The organism is Sphingomonas sp. MMS24-J13, from assembly GCF_044905095.1.
In the GTDB taxonomy this organism is placed as follows: Bacteria; Pseudomonadota; Alphaproteobacteria; order Sphingomonadales; family Sphingomonadaceae; genus Sphingomonas_I.
Map to the genome: position 1 here is coordinate 406,620 of NZ_CP173258.1, position 16,348 is coordinate 422,967.

Annotated in this window: 13 protein-coding genes; 4 read left to right on the forward strand and 9 right to left on the reverse strand. The window is 64.6% G+C overall.

Going from position 1 to position 16,348, the window contains the following annotated elements:
* Positions 1-14: 14 nt before the first annotated feature.
* From AB4Z44_RS01855 to AB4Z44_RS01865, 3 genes are all read right to left on the reverse strand, one after another.
* On the reverse strand, positions 15-1,025 hold the full coding sequence (locus tag AB4Z44_RS01855) for an NAD-dependent 4,6-dehydratase LegB (protein WP_404712389.1): 1,011 nt from the start codon (positions 1,023-1,025) through the stop codon (positions 15-17).
* 70 nt (positions 1,026-1,095) lie between these two features.
* Complete coding sequence (locus tag AB4Z44_RS01860) at positions 1,096-2,394, reverse strand: sugar transferase (protein ID WP_404714326.1); 1,299 nt, start codon at positions 2,392-2,394, stop codon at positions 1,096-1,098.
* Positions 2,395-2,746: 352 nt separating this feature from the next.
* Complete coding sequence (locus tag AB4Z44_RS01865) at positions 2,747-3,016, reverse strand: hypothetical protein (RefSeq protein WP_404712390.1); 270 nt, start codon at positions 3,014-3,016, stop codon at positions 2,747-2,749.
* A 393-nt stretch (positions 3,017-3,409) separates the two neighbouring features.
* Here AB4Z44_RS01865 and AB4Z44_RS01870 point away from each other — a divergent pair, with 393 nt between their 5' ends.
* Together AB4Z44_RS01870 and AB4Z44_RS01875 are read left to right on the forward strand one after the other, a co-directional pair.
* The gene (locus AB4Z44_RS01870) at positions 3,410-4,117 is read left to right on the forward strand and encodes a M48 family metalloprotease (protein WP_404712391.1); all 708 of its coding nucleotides are present in this window, start codon (positions 3,410-3,412) and stop codon (positions 4,115-4,117) included.
* A 52-nt stretch (positions 4,118-4,169) separates the two neighbouring features.
* Complete coding sequence (locus AB4Z44_RS01875) at positions 4,170-4,946, forward strand: metallophosphoesterase family protein (RefSeq protein ID WP_404712392.1); 777 nt, start codon at positions 4,170-4,172, stop codon at positions 4,944-4,946.
* A gap of 249 nt (positions 4,947-5,195) precedes the next feature.
* On the opposite strand, the gene AB4Z44_RS01880 is transcribed toward AB4Z44_RS01875, so the two are convergent.
* On the reverse strand, positions 5,196-6,515 hold the full coding sequence (locus AB4Z44_RS01880) for an MFS transporter (RefSeq protein ID WP_404712393.1): 1,320 nt from the start codon (positions 6,513-6,515) through the stop codon (positions 5,196-5,198).
* A gap of 6 nt (positions 6,516-6,521) precedes the next feature.
* The gene (locus tag AB4Z44_RS01885; protein ID WP_404712394.1) at positions 6,522-8,309 is read right to left on the reverse strand and encodes an NAD(P)/FAD-dependent oxidoreductase; all 1,788 of its coding nucleotides are present in this window, start codon (positions 8,307-8,309) and stop codon (positions 6,522-6,524) included.
* A 147-nt stretch (positions 8,310-8,456) separates the two neighbouring features.
* On the opposite strand from AB4Z44_RS01885, the gene AB4Z44_RS01890 reads away from it, so the two are divergent.
* Both AB4Z44_RS01890 and AB4Z44_RS01895 read left to right on the forward strand, forming a co-directional pair.
* Positions 8,457-9,011 carry a carboxymuconolactone decarboxylase family protein gene (locus tag AB4Z44_RS01890; RefSeq protein WP_404712395.1) on the forward strand — a complete coding sequence of 185 codons (555 nt, stop codon included), beginning with the start codon at positions 8,457-8,459 and terminating at the stop codon, positions 9,009-9,011.
* Between the two features lie 134 nt (positions 9,012-9,145).
* A complete protein-coding gene (locus tag AB4Z44_RS01895) occupies positions 9,146-11,635 on the forward strand; it encodes a putative bifunctional diguanylate cyclase/phosphodiesterase (RefSeq protein WP_404712396.1) in 2,490 nt (829 codons plus the stop codon).
* 7 nt (positions 11,636-11,642) lie between these two features.
* Here AB4Z44_RS01895 and AB4Z44_RS01900 read toward each other — a convergent pair whose 3' ends face one another.
* The 4 genes from AB4Z44_RS01900 to AB4Z44_RS01915 are packed head-to-tail and all read right to left on the reverse strand — an operon-like array spanning position 11,643 to position 16,348.
* Positions 11,643-12,473: a S8 family serine peptidase gene (locus AB4Z44_RS01900; protein WP_404712397.1), complete on the reverse strand. Its 831-nt coding sequence runs from the start codon at positions 12,471-12,473 to the stop codon at positions 11,643-11,645.
* Positions 12,457-14,160, reverse strand: coding sequence for an ABC transporter ATP-binding protein (locus tag AB4Z44_RS01905; protein ID WP_404712398.1), 1,704 nt, complete (start codon positions 14,158-14,160; stop codon positions 12,457-12,459). Before AB4Z44_RS01905 ends, AB4Z44_RS01900 begins: the two co-directional genes overlap by 17 nt.
* Positions 14,157-15,248 (reverse strand): hypothetical protein, encoded by a 1,092-nt coding sequence (locus tag AB4Z44_RS01910; protein ID WP_404712399.1) that lies wholly within the window; start codon positions 15,246-15,248, stop codon positions 14,157-14,159. Before AB4Z44_RS01910 ends, AB4Z44_RS01905 begins: the two co-directional genes overlap by 4 nt.
* A 14-nt stretch (positions 15,249-15,262) precedes the next feature.
* The gene (locus AB4Z44_RS01915; RefSeq protein ID WP_404712400.1) at positions 15,263-16,348 is read right to left on the reverse strand and encodes a hypothetical protein; all 1,086 of its coding nucleotides are present in this window, start codon (positions 16,346-16,348) and stop codon (positions 15,263-15,265) included.

Sequence of the window (16,348 nt, forward strand, 5' to 3'; positions counted from 1 at the left end):
AGCCATCACGCCCCTCAAATATTGTATATGCCAATCTTGTAGCGAGCGAGGTTCGTTGAATCGAGGAACCAGGCGATAGTCTCATCCAATCCTTTGGCAAAGCCATCGCGGCCTGCGTAATCCGGCATCCAACCAGCGATGTCCCGCGCCTTAACGTTATCGGCCCAGAGCCGTTCAACCTCGCTCAGCGCAGGACGCATACGCTGATCTTCGCTTCTTATCTCCACCTCACGCCCCATCCGTTCGGCGATCAGGGCCGCGGTCTCCCCAATGGATATCTCGTAATTGCTTCCGACGTTGACGACCTCGCCGATTGCCGCGTCGGACTCGGCGATCGCGACGAAGCCACGCACAGTATCGCTCACATAGTTGAAATCGCGCGTCGGGTGAGTCGCACCCAGACGGATTTCACTCGCGCCAGCGGCGATCTGTGAAATGATCGTCGGAATGACCGCCCTTGCCGATTGGCGAGGGCCATAGGTGTTGAACGGACGGATCGTCGCGACCGGCGTGCCGAATGAAAGGTAGAAGCTCTGTGCGATCTGGTCGGCGCCTATTTTGCTGGCCGAGTAAGGTGATTGACCCTGGAGAGGATGCTGCTCCGTGATCGGAACGAACCGCGCTGTACCATAGACCTCGCTGGTCGAGGTATGCACAACCCGCTGAACACCAAGATCGCGCGCCGCCTGCACAACATTAAGCGTACCTTTGACGTTGGTATCCACATAAGTCTCAGGCGAATGATAAGAATAGGGTATCGCAATTAGGGCCGCAAGATGCATCACCACATCGCAGCCTTTCATTGCCTCACGAACTCCGTGAGAATCGCGAATATCTCCGGCAAATATGTCGATCGATTCACGCACATCTTCGGCAGAGGAGTCGAGCCACCCCCAACTATTGAAGCTGTTATAATAGACAAACGCACGCACATCGACCCCAGCGCGCACGAGGTGCTCGACGAGATGAGAGCCAATAAAACCGTCCGCGCCGGTAACTAGGACGCGCTTGCCGCTCAGCTTCACATCTCACCTCGTTTAAATTAGGGCCGCCGGGGATTGTCATAATTTGCAGGGGTTACCGAGGCGCCCACGGCTATTTCGAACCAAATCCGGACACCATGATTGGTATCGTGCGCAAAGCCACCAGCACGTCTATCCACGCAGAGTAGTTTTTTATGTAATAAAAATCATAGTTCAATTTTTCGTAGACGTCCTCGACGCTCGTCACATGCCCTTGATTCACTTGTGCCCAACCCGTCAGGCCGGGGCGAACAATATGCCGGTAGGAATAAAACGGTATTTCCGCAGCATACCATGTCGACAAAGGGACCGCTTCCGGGCGTGGCCCGATCCAGCTCATCTGGCCGAGAAGAATATTGAAGATCTGCGGCAACTCGTCGAGCCGGCATGGACGCAGAAGCTTTCCGATCCGGGTAACGCGCGCATCTGCCGCCTGGGTCATCGCATTAGTCCGCGCACTGGCTTCGTCGTCCTCGATGGTTCGGACATGCATCGTCCGAAATTTAATCATCGTGAACGGATGTCCTCTGAAACCCATTCTCTGTTGCCGAAAAAAAACCGGACCGGGCGAGTCGAACTTTATCGCCGCTGCAATAACCAACATCGGCGCGACAAGGACCGGCAACAGCAGGATTGAGCCTAGGATGTCCACCAGGCGCTTTGCCTTGTGGTACGCAAGGTTCGGCAGCAGAGAACCAAAACTGTTCTCGGACAAATGCTGAATGGAGACTTTCCCGGTGAGAGACTCCAGCAATTGCTTGGTATGATATACGACGTGGCCGTGCAGCACCGCTGCCGCCATCATTCGCGCCCACTCCGGTTTATGATCGTAGCGAAAATCCGCGATTATCATAGCCGACCTATCGGTCGGCAGGGTTGGCTCGCGCAGCAAAATCCATTCGACGCCTGCCGGTTTCGAGCCATGCATGAATGCAATGTCGCCGAACGGCACTACGTAGAAGCGGAGTATGCGCTTGCGCTCAATCCAATAGCTCACCAGAAATGCGACCAACAACACCGTCACGAAGCTGATGACAAGATAGACACTGGAATAAGGCAGACGCAGCGCCAATAAAACGGCAGCCACCAAACCATAGGTCGAAGCAAAAGACGGAATGATCATTCCAAACACGCCCGTTCCGGCGTAGGCGGTTACACGGCGCAGGAAAGCGAGGCCGACCAGAACCGCAAGGCCTGCGCCAATCATGCTGTTCCAAATGAATGGAATTTCAATCTGATGAAACGGCCAGGAGCGCGGATATCGCTCCCAGGAAGGAACTATCACCCCTAGGAAGATAATTAACGACGATTGGATTCGAAACGCCTCAAGTATAGACGCTCGCGGCGGCTTCATGCTGACGGCAGGCACCATCAACACAGGAAATTCCCTGCAACGGTCATAGGGCCTCCCTCCATCGGATGCTCTGCACCCGACGCGGTGGAATTTAACCCAATCCCAGACTGGCAATCGGACTCAAGCGCCATCTGAGGGTGGTGTCGAAGGCTTTACCGCAACGCAAAATCAACGAGTGAGAGCTCAGGACAAGCCAACATAGCTTGGCGCCCGCGGGCAATGTCATGATCTCAAATACGAAGTGTTCCGGACCGAGTTGTTGTTCAAATCAACAACCTATCCAAAGCCATCATACGGGTTCCTGTTCGCGAACCCAAGGCGTCGGCAGAAAGCCGCCAAACCGTGGCGGCTTTTCTCGAGTAACCAGATATTATTGGCTGACAGGCTTTTTCGAATCGAACGCGCCGGCGGCAGCGGCGATTCCCAGCCCCCCAATGGTTATGCCGAGCAAAACCGGGAGCAAGGGGACCGGGCCGACACCGTTGCGCTTACCGCCATGACTGGAGGCGCGAACCTCGCCAGCAGAGGGCAATGCGAGCGCGGCCGCCGGATTGTACTGCGACACCGAAGCGGCAGCCAGAATAGGTGTAGTGGCCATCGAGGCCACGGCGATCGCACCAAGCAACTTGTACGCAAACATGGCAAAATCCCCTAGACTTCTGCGAGGTGCCTATTGCACAGCGTGTGCGATAAGGCAAGTCTCGCGATGATGGCCGAACAACGCCCCTCCCAACTATCCGGTTTCCGTTACCATTTTCGGACGCTTGCCGTGCGCTATTGCCGGTCATCGATCCGAATCGCGGCGGCGGCGGTGCTTATCGCAGCGGCGCCGTTGGTTTACGGCAAGTCGATCGACGACGATGGGAGCAAGCTGTTTCACGCCATCATCGCGACTGATCTTCGCTTGGAATCAGTTGGTTACCGCTTGACGACGGCCAATGTCGCGCTCTGCCGAAACCGCATGCCCGGGACTGGCCTGCGCTTGCAGAGCGTAGCCGACTACGCCGCAAACCTCCGCCCCATGGCCCACCAGATGTTCGGATTCGACGGCGATTCGGGCATCGAGGCGATCGTCCCGTCGAGCCCGGCCGAGGCTTCCGGAATCCGTGCCGGCGACGGATTGGTCGGAATTGGATCTTTCTCCGTGCCGGCCGTATCCGGATCGCCGGACGGTAAAGCGAGATTGGAGCCGTTGACCGCGCTTTATGAGGCGCTGTTCGCGCTGCCGCCCGATCAGCCGTTTCCGATCGTGCTGCGCCGCGGCGATGAGGAAGTGCGGGTCGTGATCCAGCCCCGCCCCGCTTGCCGCGCGCGGTTCGAGGTGCTGCTCGGCAGGGGGTATATCGCCGATGCCAATGGCGAGACGATCCGCGTCGGTGCCGGCATCATGGCGCGTCTGTCGGATGGCAAGCTCGCGGCAATCGTCGCCCATGAGATCGCGCACAATATCCTCGGCCATGCGCGGTTGAGCGAGGAGCAGCATGTCCGCGGCGGCTTGGCGGGCATTTTCGGGCGATCGGCACGGCTGACGAGGGCGATGGAGGACGCCGCCGACCGGCTCAGTCTTAGGCTGCTCGCCAACGCCGGTTACGATCCCCACGATGCCGTCGCCCTGTGGCAGGAGGACGGCGGGGCGCTGACCGGATGGATGCCGATCAACACCAGCTACCGCAACTGGCGCTCCCGTGCGAATTTGCTAGAGGCGGAACTCGCTGCCATGCGGGCTGGATCGAAGCGATAGCGCTGGGGTATCGACCCTCCCCACGCCGCCAAGAGTGAAATCGAAGGATAGAATGGTCTCGTTGCTCACCCGTTTGTTCGGCCGGCAGCAACCCACTGCGCCGATTGCTGCCATTCCCCCGGGCTGTCGAGTTTATGCCATCGGCGACGTGCACGGTCGGCTCGATCTGCTCGATGATCTGCTCGATCGCATCGCCGTCGACGACCGCGATCGGCCGCCGGCCGACACCCAGATCATCTTCCTCGGCGACCTGATCGATCGCGGCCCCGAATCGCGCGGCGTCGTCGATCGGGCGATGGCAATGGCCGTCGGCGGGATTAACGTCCGCTTCCTGATGGGCAATCATGAGGAAGTGCTGCTCGCCGCGCTCAAAGGCCGGCAAGGCGCAATGCGGCAGTTCATCCGAATCGGCGGCGGCCAGACGCTACACAGCTACGGTATCACCGGCAGCGAATATCGCGATGCCGATTTCGACGAGCTGGTCGAACTCGCCCGTGCGCGCATTCCGGCCGAGCATGTCGAGTTCCTGGCCGGTTTCGAGGATCGGATCGGGATCGGCGACTATCTGTTCGTTCATGCCGGCATTCGCCCCGGCATCCCGCTCGACAAGCAGCGCCCGAGCGACCTGCGCTGGATCCGCGAGGAATTCGTCGGCCATGCAGGCAATCATGGCCGGATCATCGTCCATGGCCATACCGTGACCGATCATGTCGAGGAGCGCCCCAACCGCATCGGCATCGATACCGGCGCCTTCGCCAGCGGCCGATTGACCGCGCTCGCCCTCGAAGGATCCGAGCGCTGGTATTTGACGGGCGCGCTGCCGGTCTGACAGCGGCCATGTTCACCGCGAGCAGGAGGCAAGATGAGCAAACACCGCGCCGGACAAAAGACCATTCGGAAGCAGATTTCCGCCGTTTCAACCTACCCGAGGTCCGCAGACTTTTAGAGTGTGATCAGCAGGAAAGTGCATGGGGCTGCAACCGCCCACAACGGATCGAGGATTCGAAGCCCTTCGCCCGCTCCAGCGATCCACCGGATCCAGAATCGATAGATCGCCCGGCGCCGTCACGGCGTGGTGTCAGGCGTCGATCTCCCGCCCGGCGGTCTCCCGCGTCGCGAACGCCCATAAGAGCGCCGTCACGACCGCCGACGTGCCGAAGATCAGGAAGACCGGCACCACCGATCCGGTCAGCGCCAGCATCCCGCCCACCACCAAAGGCGTCAGCATCGATGCCCCGCGCGCCAGGCTGCTCGCTGCGCCAAGGGCGACCGCGCGGATGGGGGTGGGATAGCTTTCGGCGGTGTAGGGCCACAACACCATCGATCCGATCGAGACGCCGATCTGGCCGATGATGGTGAAGGCGACGAGCCAAGCCTCGCCCCACCTGCTCACGAGGATCAGCGTGAGGAGGGCCAGGCCGCCCAGCCCGGTGCCGATCAGCGGCGGCAGGCGACGGCCGGTGCGGTCGATCGTGACGCGCAGCAACAAGGGCAGCACGAACACGAACAGGGATGCGATCGCATTATAGCGGAGCGCGCGGGCGATCGGCATGCCGAACACGCTCACGTAGAGCGACGGCACCCAGCTCACGAGCCCGAACGAGACGAGCGAGGTGAGGAACCACATCGATCCGGCGACCAGGGTCAATCCGCGAAGCTCGCGCGAGAACAGGGCGGCGAGGGCAGGGCGTTCGGACGGTGGAAAGCCGGCCGGAGCGGTCGCGGGCGGGTTGCCGCCGAGCCGGGCAAGCGCGGCGATCGCCTCCCGGGACCGCCCGCGCATCGCCAGCCAGCGCGGGGATTCGGGGACGGCGAACAGGAAGGGTGCCAGTCCCAACGGCGCCGTCCCCAAAGCGAATACCGCGCGCCAGCCGAAGGCCGGGACGATGAACGCGCTCAGCAGCGAGGCAAGGCCGAAGCCGCTCAGCATCAGGAACTGGAAGGTGCCGAAGAAGCGCCCGCGTGTCGCCGCCGGGGCGACCTCGTTGATGTAGGAGATCGCCACCGGCGTCGCTCCGCCGATCGCGAGGCCCTGCACCAGCCGGATCGCGATCAGGGCGTGGACATCGGGCGCAGCGGCGCAGGCGATCGCGAGCAGGCACATCAGGATCACCACCGCCCGCAGCACCGGCAGCCGGCCGTGGCGCTCCGCCAGCCAGCCGCAAACGATCGCGCCGAGGAATTGCCCGCCATAGCCGGCCGAGACCAGCCAGCCGCTCTGCAGCGGCCCGAGCCCCCATTGCTGCGCGATCGAGGGCAGGATGAACGCGATCGACACGCTGTCCCACGAATTGAACAGCATGATCAGCCCGAACAGCCAGGGGATGCGCGCCCGCAGCCGCCAGTCGCCGGCGCCGTCGAGCGTCGCGCTCAGCCAATTGGGGGCAGCGACCGTCATGGCGGATCAGACCGGCTCGGTTGCGCGCGCCACCGTCTGATCTGGCCAGAAGACCGGGGTCGGCAGCCCCTCCATCCGCGCCTTGATCTGGAGCGCGAGGTGAAGCGAGTGGAAGCGCGACTGCATCAGATTGCCGCCCTGGAACCACAGGTTGGGCTGGCGGGTCGGCTTCCACATGTTGCGCAACTCGCCTTCCCACGGGCCGGGATCCCCGGGCGTGCCCGAGCCGAGCCCCCAGCAGGGGCCGACCTTCGCTTGCACCTCGGGCGAGATGAGCCGGCCGACGAAGTCCGCCATTGGGTGGTAGCCGGTCGCATAGACGATCAGGTCGGCGGGCAGCAGGTTGCCGCTGGCCATCCTCACGCCGTCGGCCTCGATCGCCGCGATCTCGCCCTGCGCCAGCCTGATCTCGCCGCTCGCGATCAGATCGGAGGCGCCGACATCGATATAATAGCCCGCCGCGCGTCGCCAGTAGGCGAGGAAGAAGCCCGATCCGTCATAGCCGTCGGACAGTTGGAAGCCGCTCGCCGCCAGCCGCTCGTAGAAATCCCGGTCGAGATCGCGCAGATACGCCGTATTGCCGATCTCCTGCGCGGTGCGGACGCGGAAGGAGAGGGTGGCGCCCATCAGGTCGACGAATTCGGTCGGGATCGCCGGATCGGCATAAGGAATGCCGGCGGTGAGCGTCTGCATCGTCGAGGCGCGCACGACCACGGTGGGCGAGCGCTGGACCATCGTCACCGACGCTGCGTCATTCTCCCACAGGTCGACGCAGATATCGTGCGCCGAATTGTTCGAGCCGACGACGACGATGTTTTTGCCCGCCACATCTTCGCTGCCCTGATGATCGGCCGAATGGTAACTGGCGCCCGCGAAACGCTCCGCACCCGCTATTGCGGGGACATATTTGCTGCCCGAAAGCCCGGTCGCGAGCACGAGTTGCTTCGGCCGCAGCGTAAGCGTTTCGCCCGTACGCTCGACCGTCACCGTCCATTCGCCGGCCGCTTCGTCGAAGCTGGCGCGGGTGCAGCGGCTCGATCCCCAGAAATCCACCTCCATCACCTTGGCGTAGATTTCGAGCCAATCGCCCATCTTGTCCTTGGACGTGTAGAGCGGCCAGTGATCGGGGAAGGGCAGATAGGGGAAGTGATCGAGGAAGATCGGATCGTGGAGATAGAGGCTGCGATAGCGCTTGCGCCACGCATCGCCCGGCTTCCCGTGCGCGTCGATCACGAGCGTCGGCACGTCCAGCCGCTTGAGCCGTGCCGCAAGCGCGAGCCCGTTCTGCCCGCCGCCGACGATCAGGCAATAAGGCTGCTCGTCATAGCCCAGGCTCTTCTCCTGCGCTTTGCGCTCGTCGAGCCAGGTCCGGCGGCCTTTCTGCGCACGATGCTCGATCCCCTGGATACGGCGCGGGCCGGCCGGCTCCTCGAAGCCCCTGAGCGCGGTCGCGGCGGTCATCACGATCGCGGCGCGGCCGCCCTCCAGTTTCACATAGCCCTTGCACCGGGCGGTCGCGGTTTCGAAGTCGAACCAGGCTTCGTCGCCGTCCGACAGCGCCGGATCGATCGTGAAGGCGGATGCGGCGATCGCGCTGGCCTGCTGGCGCGCCATCGCGGCGATCGCGCCGGCGCCGTCCAGCGTGACGATCGACCAGGTGAAGGCGATCAGATCGCGCCAGTAGCCGTCGTCGGTAAAGAGGCTCGGCCAGTCCGCCGCGTCCGGATTGTCCAGAGCATGTTCGAACCGTCTCAGCCAATCGGCCGCAACACTCCCCCGCGCGATCGCGTCCATCCTCTCCCCGCTTTTTCAGTCTTAGGGTGCCAGTTGTGTACCGGCCGGGCGCAGGGGCGTCCACGCTCCAAGACCATGGTTCCGGCTGTCGATATTGCCTGGAACGGCACGAAATGGGATCAGACAGCGATAAAAAGAGAGGATGCGATGAGCCGGATTCCCTATCCAGACCCCGCCACTTTGTCCGAAGCCAAGCGCGCCGCACTCAATCCGCCCGGCGGTCGGGTGCTCAACGTCGTGCGCATGGCGATGCACACACCCGATGGGCTCTGGCAGCCGCAGCGCGACGTCTCGATCGCCACCGTGTTCGGCACGACGATCGATCCGCGCTTGCGCGAAGTGCTGGTCCTGCGAGTTGGCGCGCTGTCGAACAGCGAGTATGAACTCCACCATCACCGCTCGATCGCGCGCCGGCTCGGCATGTCGGATGCCGAGATCCGTGCGATCGAGGCGGGGGATTATTCCGATCTGGATGACGAAACGCGCGTCGTAGCCCAGTTCACCACCGAACTTGTGGTGGATGTCAGCCCGAGCGACGCGACCCTGGCGGCGGCGCGCGCGCTGTTCAGCGACGCTCTGGTCTTCGAGATGGTCGCGCTCGTCGGCGTCTACATGATGACCGCACGCGTGATCGGGGTCGGCGGCTGCGAGCTGGACGAGGTGGCGGTGTCGTCCTGGGACACCGAGACGCTCGACGGGTGATAGGCGATCCCGGCCTAACCGCCTCATATATCGGGTTATTCACGTACACACTTGTTAACCAATTTGCAGCGATTTGAGCGCACGAGCCATTGTGGGGAGTGGCGGTGCCGGTGCGGCGTTGGATATTTGGCCTTTTGATATTCGCATCGCTGCACGTCTGGCCGCAGGCGGCGCAGGCGCAGACGATCGAGCTCCGATCGTCGCTCTGCGCCGCAAGCGCACCGGCCGGTCCGCCGGCTTCGGACAGCACGCTCGCGCATCTACGTTTCGTCTGCGGAACTGCCGTCACCGGCCCGGATTATCATGACCGCTGGGTGTGGCTACGGCTCGACCGGCCCTCGGCACTGCGGGACTTACCCACCCGCTGGCAGCTTCGCATCGATCAGGCGCGGTTCGATCGGATCGCGATCGTCGCGGTGGCGCGCGACGGGCGGTCGCAACGGATCGTGCGCGGACCGGGCGATCTGGCCGGCCATTGGTCGCCCGGCGGCTTGCTGCGCTTTGCGATCGATCGTCCTGGGGCCGATCTGGCGCAGCTTTATATCGGTTTCGACCGGCTCGACGATCTCGGCCTGATGCGAAAGGTCACCGCCGCCGCACCCGCTCAGGCGGTGCGGATCGATGCCGGATGGCTGCTGCTGATCGGGCTGTTCGCAGGCGCGATCTTGTCCGCCGCCACCTACAATCTGCTGATCTATACCGGGCAGCGTTATGCGTTTCAGCGCTGGTATCTGATCTGGGCCGGGGTGACGCTGGCTTACGGCCTGACCTGGACCAATGCTGCCGCCTTCTTCCTGCCCGGCTTCGTCGGGCCCTGGGCGGTGCGGGCCGATTTCGTGCTGGTCGGCGCGATGATCTTCACCGGCAACAACTTTCTGCTCGCCGTGCTGGAAGATGGCATGGTTCCCCCCTGGCTGCAAAGGGTGGTCAGAACGATTGCCGTGATTGGTCTGCTGTGCGGCATCGTCGCTTCGGCGGACTATCTGTTGCCCGCCGCGATGACAGATCACTGGATGAATTACGCGATCTTCGCGAGCGCGATATCGGCCGTGGCGAGCGTTACCTTCGCGATCCGGCGTGGCAGCCGCACGGTGTATTTCTATCTCGGCGGCTGGCTGCCGCCGAGCTCGGTGTTCCTGTTACGGCTGGCGCGCAATCTCGGCCTGCTCGGGCAGAACGACATCGTCGACATGGCGACCTTCGCGAGCATCGCTTTCGAATCGGTGGTGCTGTCGCTTGCGATCGCCGATCGCTTCCGCCTGCTTCGCCGCGAGCGCGACCTGGCCGAACAGGCGCACAACGCCATCGCGATCGAGACCGAGACGCTGCGCCGCGCCGCGCACACCGATTTCCTCACCGGATTGCAGAATCGCGCCGCCTTCCAGATCGCGCTGCAGGCGCTGATCGAGCGCGAGGATGCGCAGGACTTCACCCTGTTCCTGGTCGATGTGGATCACCTCAAGGCGGTGAACGACCGGCTCGGCCATGACGGCGGGGACGCCCTGTTGGCGCATGTCGCGCGGCGGCTGGTCGCCGCGGTCGGCCCCGCGGCGCATGTCGCGCGGATCGGCGGCGACGAATTCTCGATCCTGCTGCCGGCGGACAAAGCCGATGCGGACATCGCCGCCGCCGCGCTCGACGCGCTGCAGGACGAGCAGACCAGCCACGCCGGGCGGGGCTGGCCGATCTCGCTCAGCATCGGATCGGCGCAGTTCCGCAAGGACGCGACCGACACCGCGACGCTCTACAAGAATGCCGATCTCGCTTTGTATCGCGCCAAACGGCTCGGGCGTCGACGACGGCAGGCTTACGACCCGAGCCTGCGCGCGCAGATCGACCGCAAGGCGGCGTTCGTGCGCGACGCTTATGTCGGGCTCGAGCGCGGCGAATTCGCGATCCATTTCCAGCCGATCGTCGATCTGGCCGACGGCCGCGCGATCGGCCACGAAGCCCTGCTGCGCTGGCACCACCCCGATCTCGGCCTGCTTACGCCGGCCATCTTCGGCGATATCCTGACCGACGGGCGGATCGGCCTGCTGGTGCAGGAACGCGTGCTGGCGCTCGCGCTCGCCGAATTGCGCGGGCAGGCGAACGGCGCCGGTTCGCTCTCGGTCAACTTCACCGGCGCACAATTGCGCGGCACGCGGGCGGCGCAACGCCTGCTCGATCGGATCGCCGCCGCGGGTATACGCCCGGCCGACCTGTGCATCGAACTGACCGAGGGCATCGTGCTGGAGCGTGCGGGCGACGATATCCTGTCGGCGCTGCACATGCTGCACTGCGCCGGGGTGCGCATCGCGCTCGACGATTTCGGGACGGGCTATGCCTCGTTGATCCACCTCAAGCAGATGCCGGTCGACACGCTGAAGATCGACCGCTCGTTCGTGCTCGGCCTGCTCGAGGATGGCGGGCAGAGCGAGGAGATCGTCCGCGCCATCATCGGGCTCGGCCATGGCCTGCGCAAGACGGTGGTGGCGGAGGGTATCGAGACGCCGGCGCAGCGGCAGCGGCTGCGCGAGCTGGGTTGCCATTTCGGGCAGGGCTACCTGTTCGCGCGGCCCGGGCCGGTGCGCATGGACACGGGGCCGGCGGAGCCGCTGGAAGCGGAGCGACGGACGGCTTGAAAGGCCGTCATCCCCGCGAAGGCGGGGATCCATAACCTCCGAACCTTTGAGAATATGGATCCCCGCCTTCGCGAGGATGACGATTCTCGCTGGCCTGTTCGCGTATGGCGTCGATCAGCGCCGTGACGCGCGATTGCGGCAACCCCTCGCCCGCCAACGCCGCAAATCCGGTCACCTGCGCGACCGCGAAGCTGATGCCGTACAAATTGCGCCGGTGCGGCACGCCGGGGATCGCGCGCGGATAGCCTGACGCCCGCAGGATCGGGCGTTCGGGCGTGCCCGCCAGACCAAAACGCGCGCGGGGACACTCCCAATCGAGTTCCACCGGAAGGACGCCGTCGGTGATGCCGGGGTAGCAGGGCACGCCGTCGGCCTCGCGCGCGGCGACGATGAGGGTGCCGGCGTCGCTCGCTTCCTCAACCAGTCGCGCGAACAGATCGGCATGGGCGGGGTTGGTCGAGCCGAGGCTGAGGTTGATCAGATCGACCTGCTGCGCGATCGACCAGCGGATCGCGGCGGCCAGCACGCGGCTGTTGGTGCGCAGCGCGCGTTCGAACACGCGCACGGGAATGCAGACGGCTTCGGGCGCTTTCTCCTGGATCGCCGCGGTGACCGCGGTGCCGTGGCCAAGATAGTCGCGCGCGACGTCGACGCCTTCCTCGATGCCGCCGTCGGCACCGATCGCCGTGCCGGGCGCGATCCTGTCCGCATCGATATGATCGTGTCCCGGATGGACGCCGCTGTCGATCACTGCGATCCGGATTCCGGCGCCGGTGCGGCCCGGGAAGAGCGGCGGCAGCGGGCGATCGGGATCGGCGGGGTCAGGCGAGGGCGACATCGGCGATCGGTTGGATAGTGACCCGGCCATCGTCGAGCGTGACGACCATGTCCGCCATCTGCGCCAGCGCGGGCTTGTGGGTGATGACGACGATCGTCGCGTCGGGCAGCGCCAGGCGGAGGCCCTGCGCGATCAGTTTCTCGGTTTCCTCGTCGAGCGCAGCGCTCGGCTCGTCGAGGATCAGGACGCTCGGGCGGCGCAGCAAGGCGCGGGCGAGCGCGATCCGCTGGCGCTCGCCGACCGACAAAGCGAGCCCGCGTTCGCCGGCGCGCGTCTCGAGGCCATCGGGCAGCTTCGCGATCAGCGCGTCGAGCCCGGCGTGGCGCGCCGCGAGCGCGATATCGGCCGGGGTGGCGCCGGGCAGCGCGAAGGCGATGTTGGCGCCGATCGTATCGTTGAACAGATGCGGCGATTGGTCGACGAGGATGATCTCACGGCGCAGATCGTCGATGCGGAAATCGCGCAGGTCGCGGTCGCCGATCAGCACGCGGCCGCCATCGGGGTCGAGATAACGCGCCATCAGATCCGCCATCGTCGATTTGCCGACCCCGGAAGGCCCGAGGATGGCGCAGAAGGCGCCCGCCGGGATCGCGAAGCCGACATCGGTCAGCACGGGCCGCCCGCCCTGCGCCATCGAGACATGCTCGAAGCGGATCGCCTCGCTTACCGCCGGCAGCGCCACCGGATCGGCCCGCTCGACCACGTCGATGCGCGCGTCGAGCAGCACGAACAGCCGCGCGAGCGACACGCGCGCTGAGCTCAATCCCGACATCAGCCCCATCAGCGCCTGCACCGGGCCGAACAGTCGCGACTGATAGGCCATGAACGCCACCAGCGTGCCGATCGTCATCTTGCCCGCGATGATCTGCATGCCGCCATAGAGGACGGCGCCGGCGCTCGTCATGGTCAGCAAGGTGCCGGGCACCGCGCCCGCCATGAACGAGGTGACCTGCAGGCGCAGCATCGTGCCGACGAACGCCTGGTTGCGATCGCCGAAGCGGCCGACCTCATGCTCGCCCGCGCGCAGGGCGGTGACGACGCGCATCCCCATGATCGTATCGACCAGCAGGCTGCCGAGATCGGCGCCGCGCTCGCGCGTCTCGGCGGTCAGGCGGGTCAGCCGTTTCTGGTAGTGGAGCAATGCCAGCACGCAGAACGGCACGAGGATCACCCCGATCACGAACAGCCGCCAGTCGAGCCACAGCATCGCGGCGATGCAGCCGCCCAGCATCAGCACGTTGCTCAGGATCGAGAGCAGCCCGTCGGCGGTGACCCGCTGGATCTCGCTGACGTCGCCATTCAATCGCGAGAGCAGGTCGCCCAGCCGGAAACTGCCGTAGAAGCGCGGCGAGAGACGCTGCAGGTGGCGCAATATCGCCACGCGGATATCGAACAGCATCGCGGCCGAAGCCGAAATGTAGCGGTAGCTGGCGAGGATGTTGAGCGCATAGCCGGCGATCGTGACGATCACCATCGCGGCGGCGATCGTGAGCAGGGCGCGCATGTCGGCGCGGAGCAGGGCGCGGTCGATCATCAGCTTCGACAAATAGGGCTGCGCGAGCGACAGCGCGGTCGAGAACAGGCTGATGACGATCACCACCGCCAGCCGCCCGAGATAGGGGCGCAGGAACGGCGCGAGGCGGGTGTAGGTGCGCCAGGTCGCCACCGATTGCGTGTCGGGAGTCATGCGGTGACGCCGCGTTCGACGAGGCGGAAGCCATGCAGTTCGTAGGCGGGCTCGGGATAGGTGGCCAGCCGCGCGGTGCACCGGTCGAAGCCTTCGCGCAGTGCTTCGAACTGACCGCGCCACCACGGGCTCTGCCCGCCGGTCGCGTAAAAGTCCCCACAGAGACGCAAATGACGTCGCATCGCCGCCAATAGCATCGCCTGATAATGCGCCAGAAGCGGCGGCGCGTCATGCCCCTCGGCGATGCCGGTGACGACCGCGACCGCGAGGATCGCCTCGCGCACCGCCTGCGCGCTGCCGTCGCCGCAGATCGGATCGAACGCGATCGCACCGGGGCCGCAGGCGAGCCAGTCGCTGCCGGTGAGGGATTCGATCAGGCGCGGGGCGGTTTCGAACGCGCCGCTGGCGGGGCCGGTCGGTTCGATGCGAGGGGCGATGTGACGGGACTGATCGAGCGCGCTTTCGCCGACGCACAGCAGCCAGCCTTTGTCTTCACCTGAGGGCAAGAGGAAGAGCCAGCCTTGGTCGACCGCTTCGATCCAGCAGGCTTCGCGGTCTTCGGGGCGGCGCAGACGGACGGGGAGGGCGCGCGCCGGGCGTTGGCCGAAGCTTTGCGCGGCGGGATTGGGGAAGGGTGGGTCGATGTGGAGGGTGAACCCACTTCCAACCCTTCCGTCACCCCAGCGAAGGCTGGGGTCTCGTGCGAGTTGAGCGCGCTCTTCTCCTCCTGAGATCCCAGCCTTCGCTGGGATGACGTCGGGTGAGGAGAGCGCCGTCTCCAACGCGCCGGCCGTCAACACGATCGCATCATGATCGACCGACACCGGATCCTTGCCGCCCCACGCGACGATCCGCCGCCGCACGCGCGGATGATCCGCCAGCAGTTGTGGACGCCCCAGACAATCGCGCACCAGTGCCAAAGCGGGCTCGCTCATCAGCAAGGCGGGCCGCGCCGGCCGCGCCACCGCCTCCTGCCGTGCCGGAATCCCCGCGTCGCCAAGCAACTTGAGGCAGCAATGCGCGGCAAGGCCCGTACCCCGGACCAGGACTGAAGACAGGCGCTGGTCCGGCGTCGAAATCGAAAACACTCCCGGCGAGCGGCCTATTTGATCGTGAGCAGGCCCGCCATCGTGATGTCGTTGCGCAGCTCCCAATCGGTCTTGTACTTCAATGTCTTGGCATCATAGACCGCGACATCGAAGCCTGCACCGTAAATGTAGAGATCCTTCCCGTCGGCCGACATGCTGAAATAGAAGCGGCGGCGGCATGGGAATTCGGCCGAGCCGACCGCGGCGTTGGTCGTCAGGTTGAAGTGCCAGAATTCACAGCGCTGGCTGCCGAGCTTGCCATTGACCGCGACGGTGTAGCCATCCTTGCCGTCGGGCGAGACTTCGAGCCCGCCCATCGAATCCGGCGCCGGGCCGATCGGCTTGTAGCTGAACTTGCGCGCGGTGAGATCGAAGCGCGCGATGCCGAACACCTTGTTGTGGATGTACGGATCCTCGGCGTTGAAGACCGAGATATATTGGTTCGGATCGCGCAGCGTCTCCAGGTTGCCGCCCATGCTGACATCCTGCATACCGGGCGAATCCGGCTTGGCGAGATCGATCCGGTCGACGACCTTCAGATCGGTCGTGTCGATGATCAGCACCTGCTTGAAGAACGCGAACAGGGTCTTGCCGTCGGGCGACATGGCGAGCGCGGCGCGATATTCGGGCTCGTCGTCGGGATCGAGATCGAAGGTGTGGACGACCTTCTGCTGCTGCATGTCGACCACCATGATCTGCAGCTTACCGACGCGGTAGAGATCGACGCCCTTATCGATGCGCTTGCCGATCAGGTAGAAGAGCTTGCCCGAAGGATCGGGCACGCCGCCGCTGAAGCGATAGCGCGCCACCGGCGTATCGAGGCTGAACTTGCTGAGAACCTTGCGCGTCTTCGCGTCGATCACCTCGATGCCCGAGGTGCTGAGCGTGCGGACATAGATTTTCGAGCCATCCGCCGAGAGCTGGATATTCTCGGGCAGGCCGGTCGCCAGCGTAACTTTCTCGGTGACCTTGCCGCTCTTGTCGTCGACGAACTGGATCTGGTCGGGATAGCCGCCGAGCACGACCGTCGCCGCACCGATCGGGGCTGCCGCTGCGCCCAGCGTCAGCAGGCTTGCCAGCCCGAGTTGGAACCTCTTCAT

What these genes read in the sequence shown, in the direction of transcription:
- AB4Z44_RS01905 (WP_404712398.1), bottom strand. Translation starts at nt 14,160, where the DNA reads ATGACTCCCGACACGCAATCGGTGGCGACCTGGCGCACCTACACCCGC.
- AB4Z44_RS01865 (WP_404712390.1), bottom strand. Translation starts at nt 3,016, where the DNA reads ATGTTTGCGTACAAGTTGCTTGGTGCGATCGCCGTGGCCTCGATGGCC.
- AB4Z44_RS01900 (WP_404712397.1), bottom strand. Translation starts at nt 12,473, where the DNA reads ATGTCGCCCTCGCCTGACCCCGCCGATCCCGATCGCCCGCTGCCGCCG.
- AB4Z44_RS01875 (WP_404712392.1), top strand. Translation starts at nt 4,170, where the DNA reads ATGGTCTCGTTGCTCACCCGTTTGTTCGGCCGGCAGCAACCCACTGCG.
- AB4Z44_RS01915 (WP_404712400.1), bottom strand. Translation starts at nt 16,348, where the DNA reads ATGAAGAGGTTCCAACTCGGGCTGGCAAGCCTGCTGACGCTGGGCGCA.
- AB4Z44_RS01860 (WP_404714326.1), bottom strand. Translation starts at nt 2,394, where the DNA reads ATGGTGCCTGCCGTCAGCATGAAGCCGCCGCGAGCGTCTATACTTGAG.
- AB4Z44_RS01880 (WP_404712393.1), bottom strand. Translation starts at nt 6,515, where the DNA reads ATGACGGTCGCTGCCCCCAATTGGCTGAGCGCGACGCTCGACGGCGCC.
- AB4Z44_RS01870 (WP_404712391.1), top strand. Translation starts at nt 3,410, where the DNA reads ATGTTCGGATTCGACGGCGATTCGGGCATCGAGGCGATCGTCCCGTCG.
- AB4Z44_RS01885 (WP_404712394.1), bottom strand. Translation starts at nt 8,309, where the DNA reads ATGGACGCGATCGCGCGGGGGAGTGTTGCGGCCGATTGGCTGAGACGG.
- AB4Z44_RS01890 (WP_404712395.1), top strand. Translation starts at nt 8,457, where the DNA reads ATGAGCCGGATTCCCTATCCAGACCCCGCCACTTTGTCCGAAGCCAAG.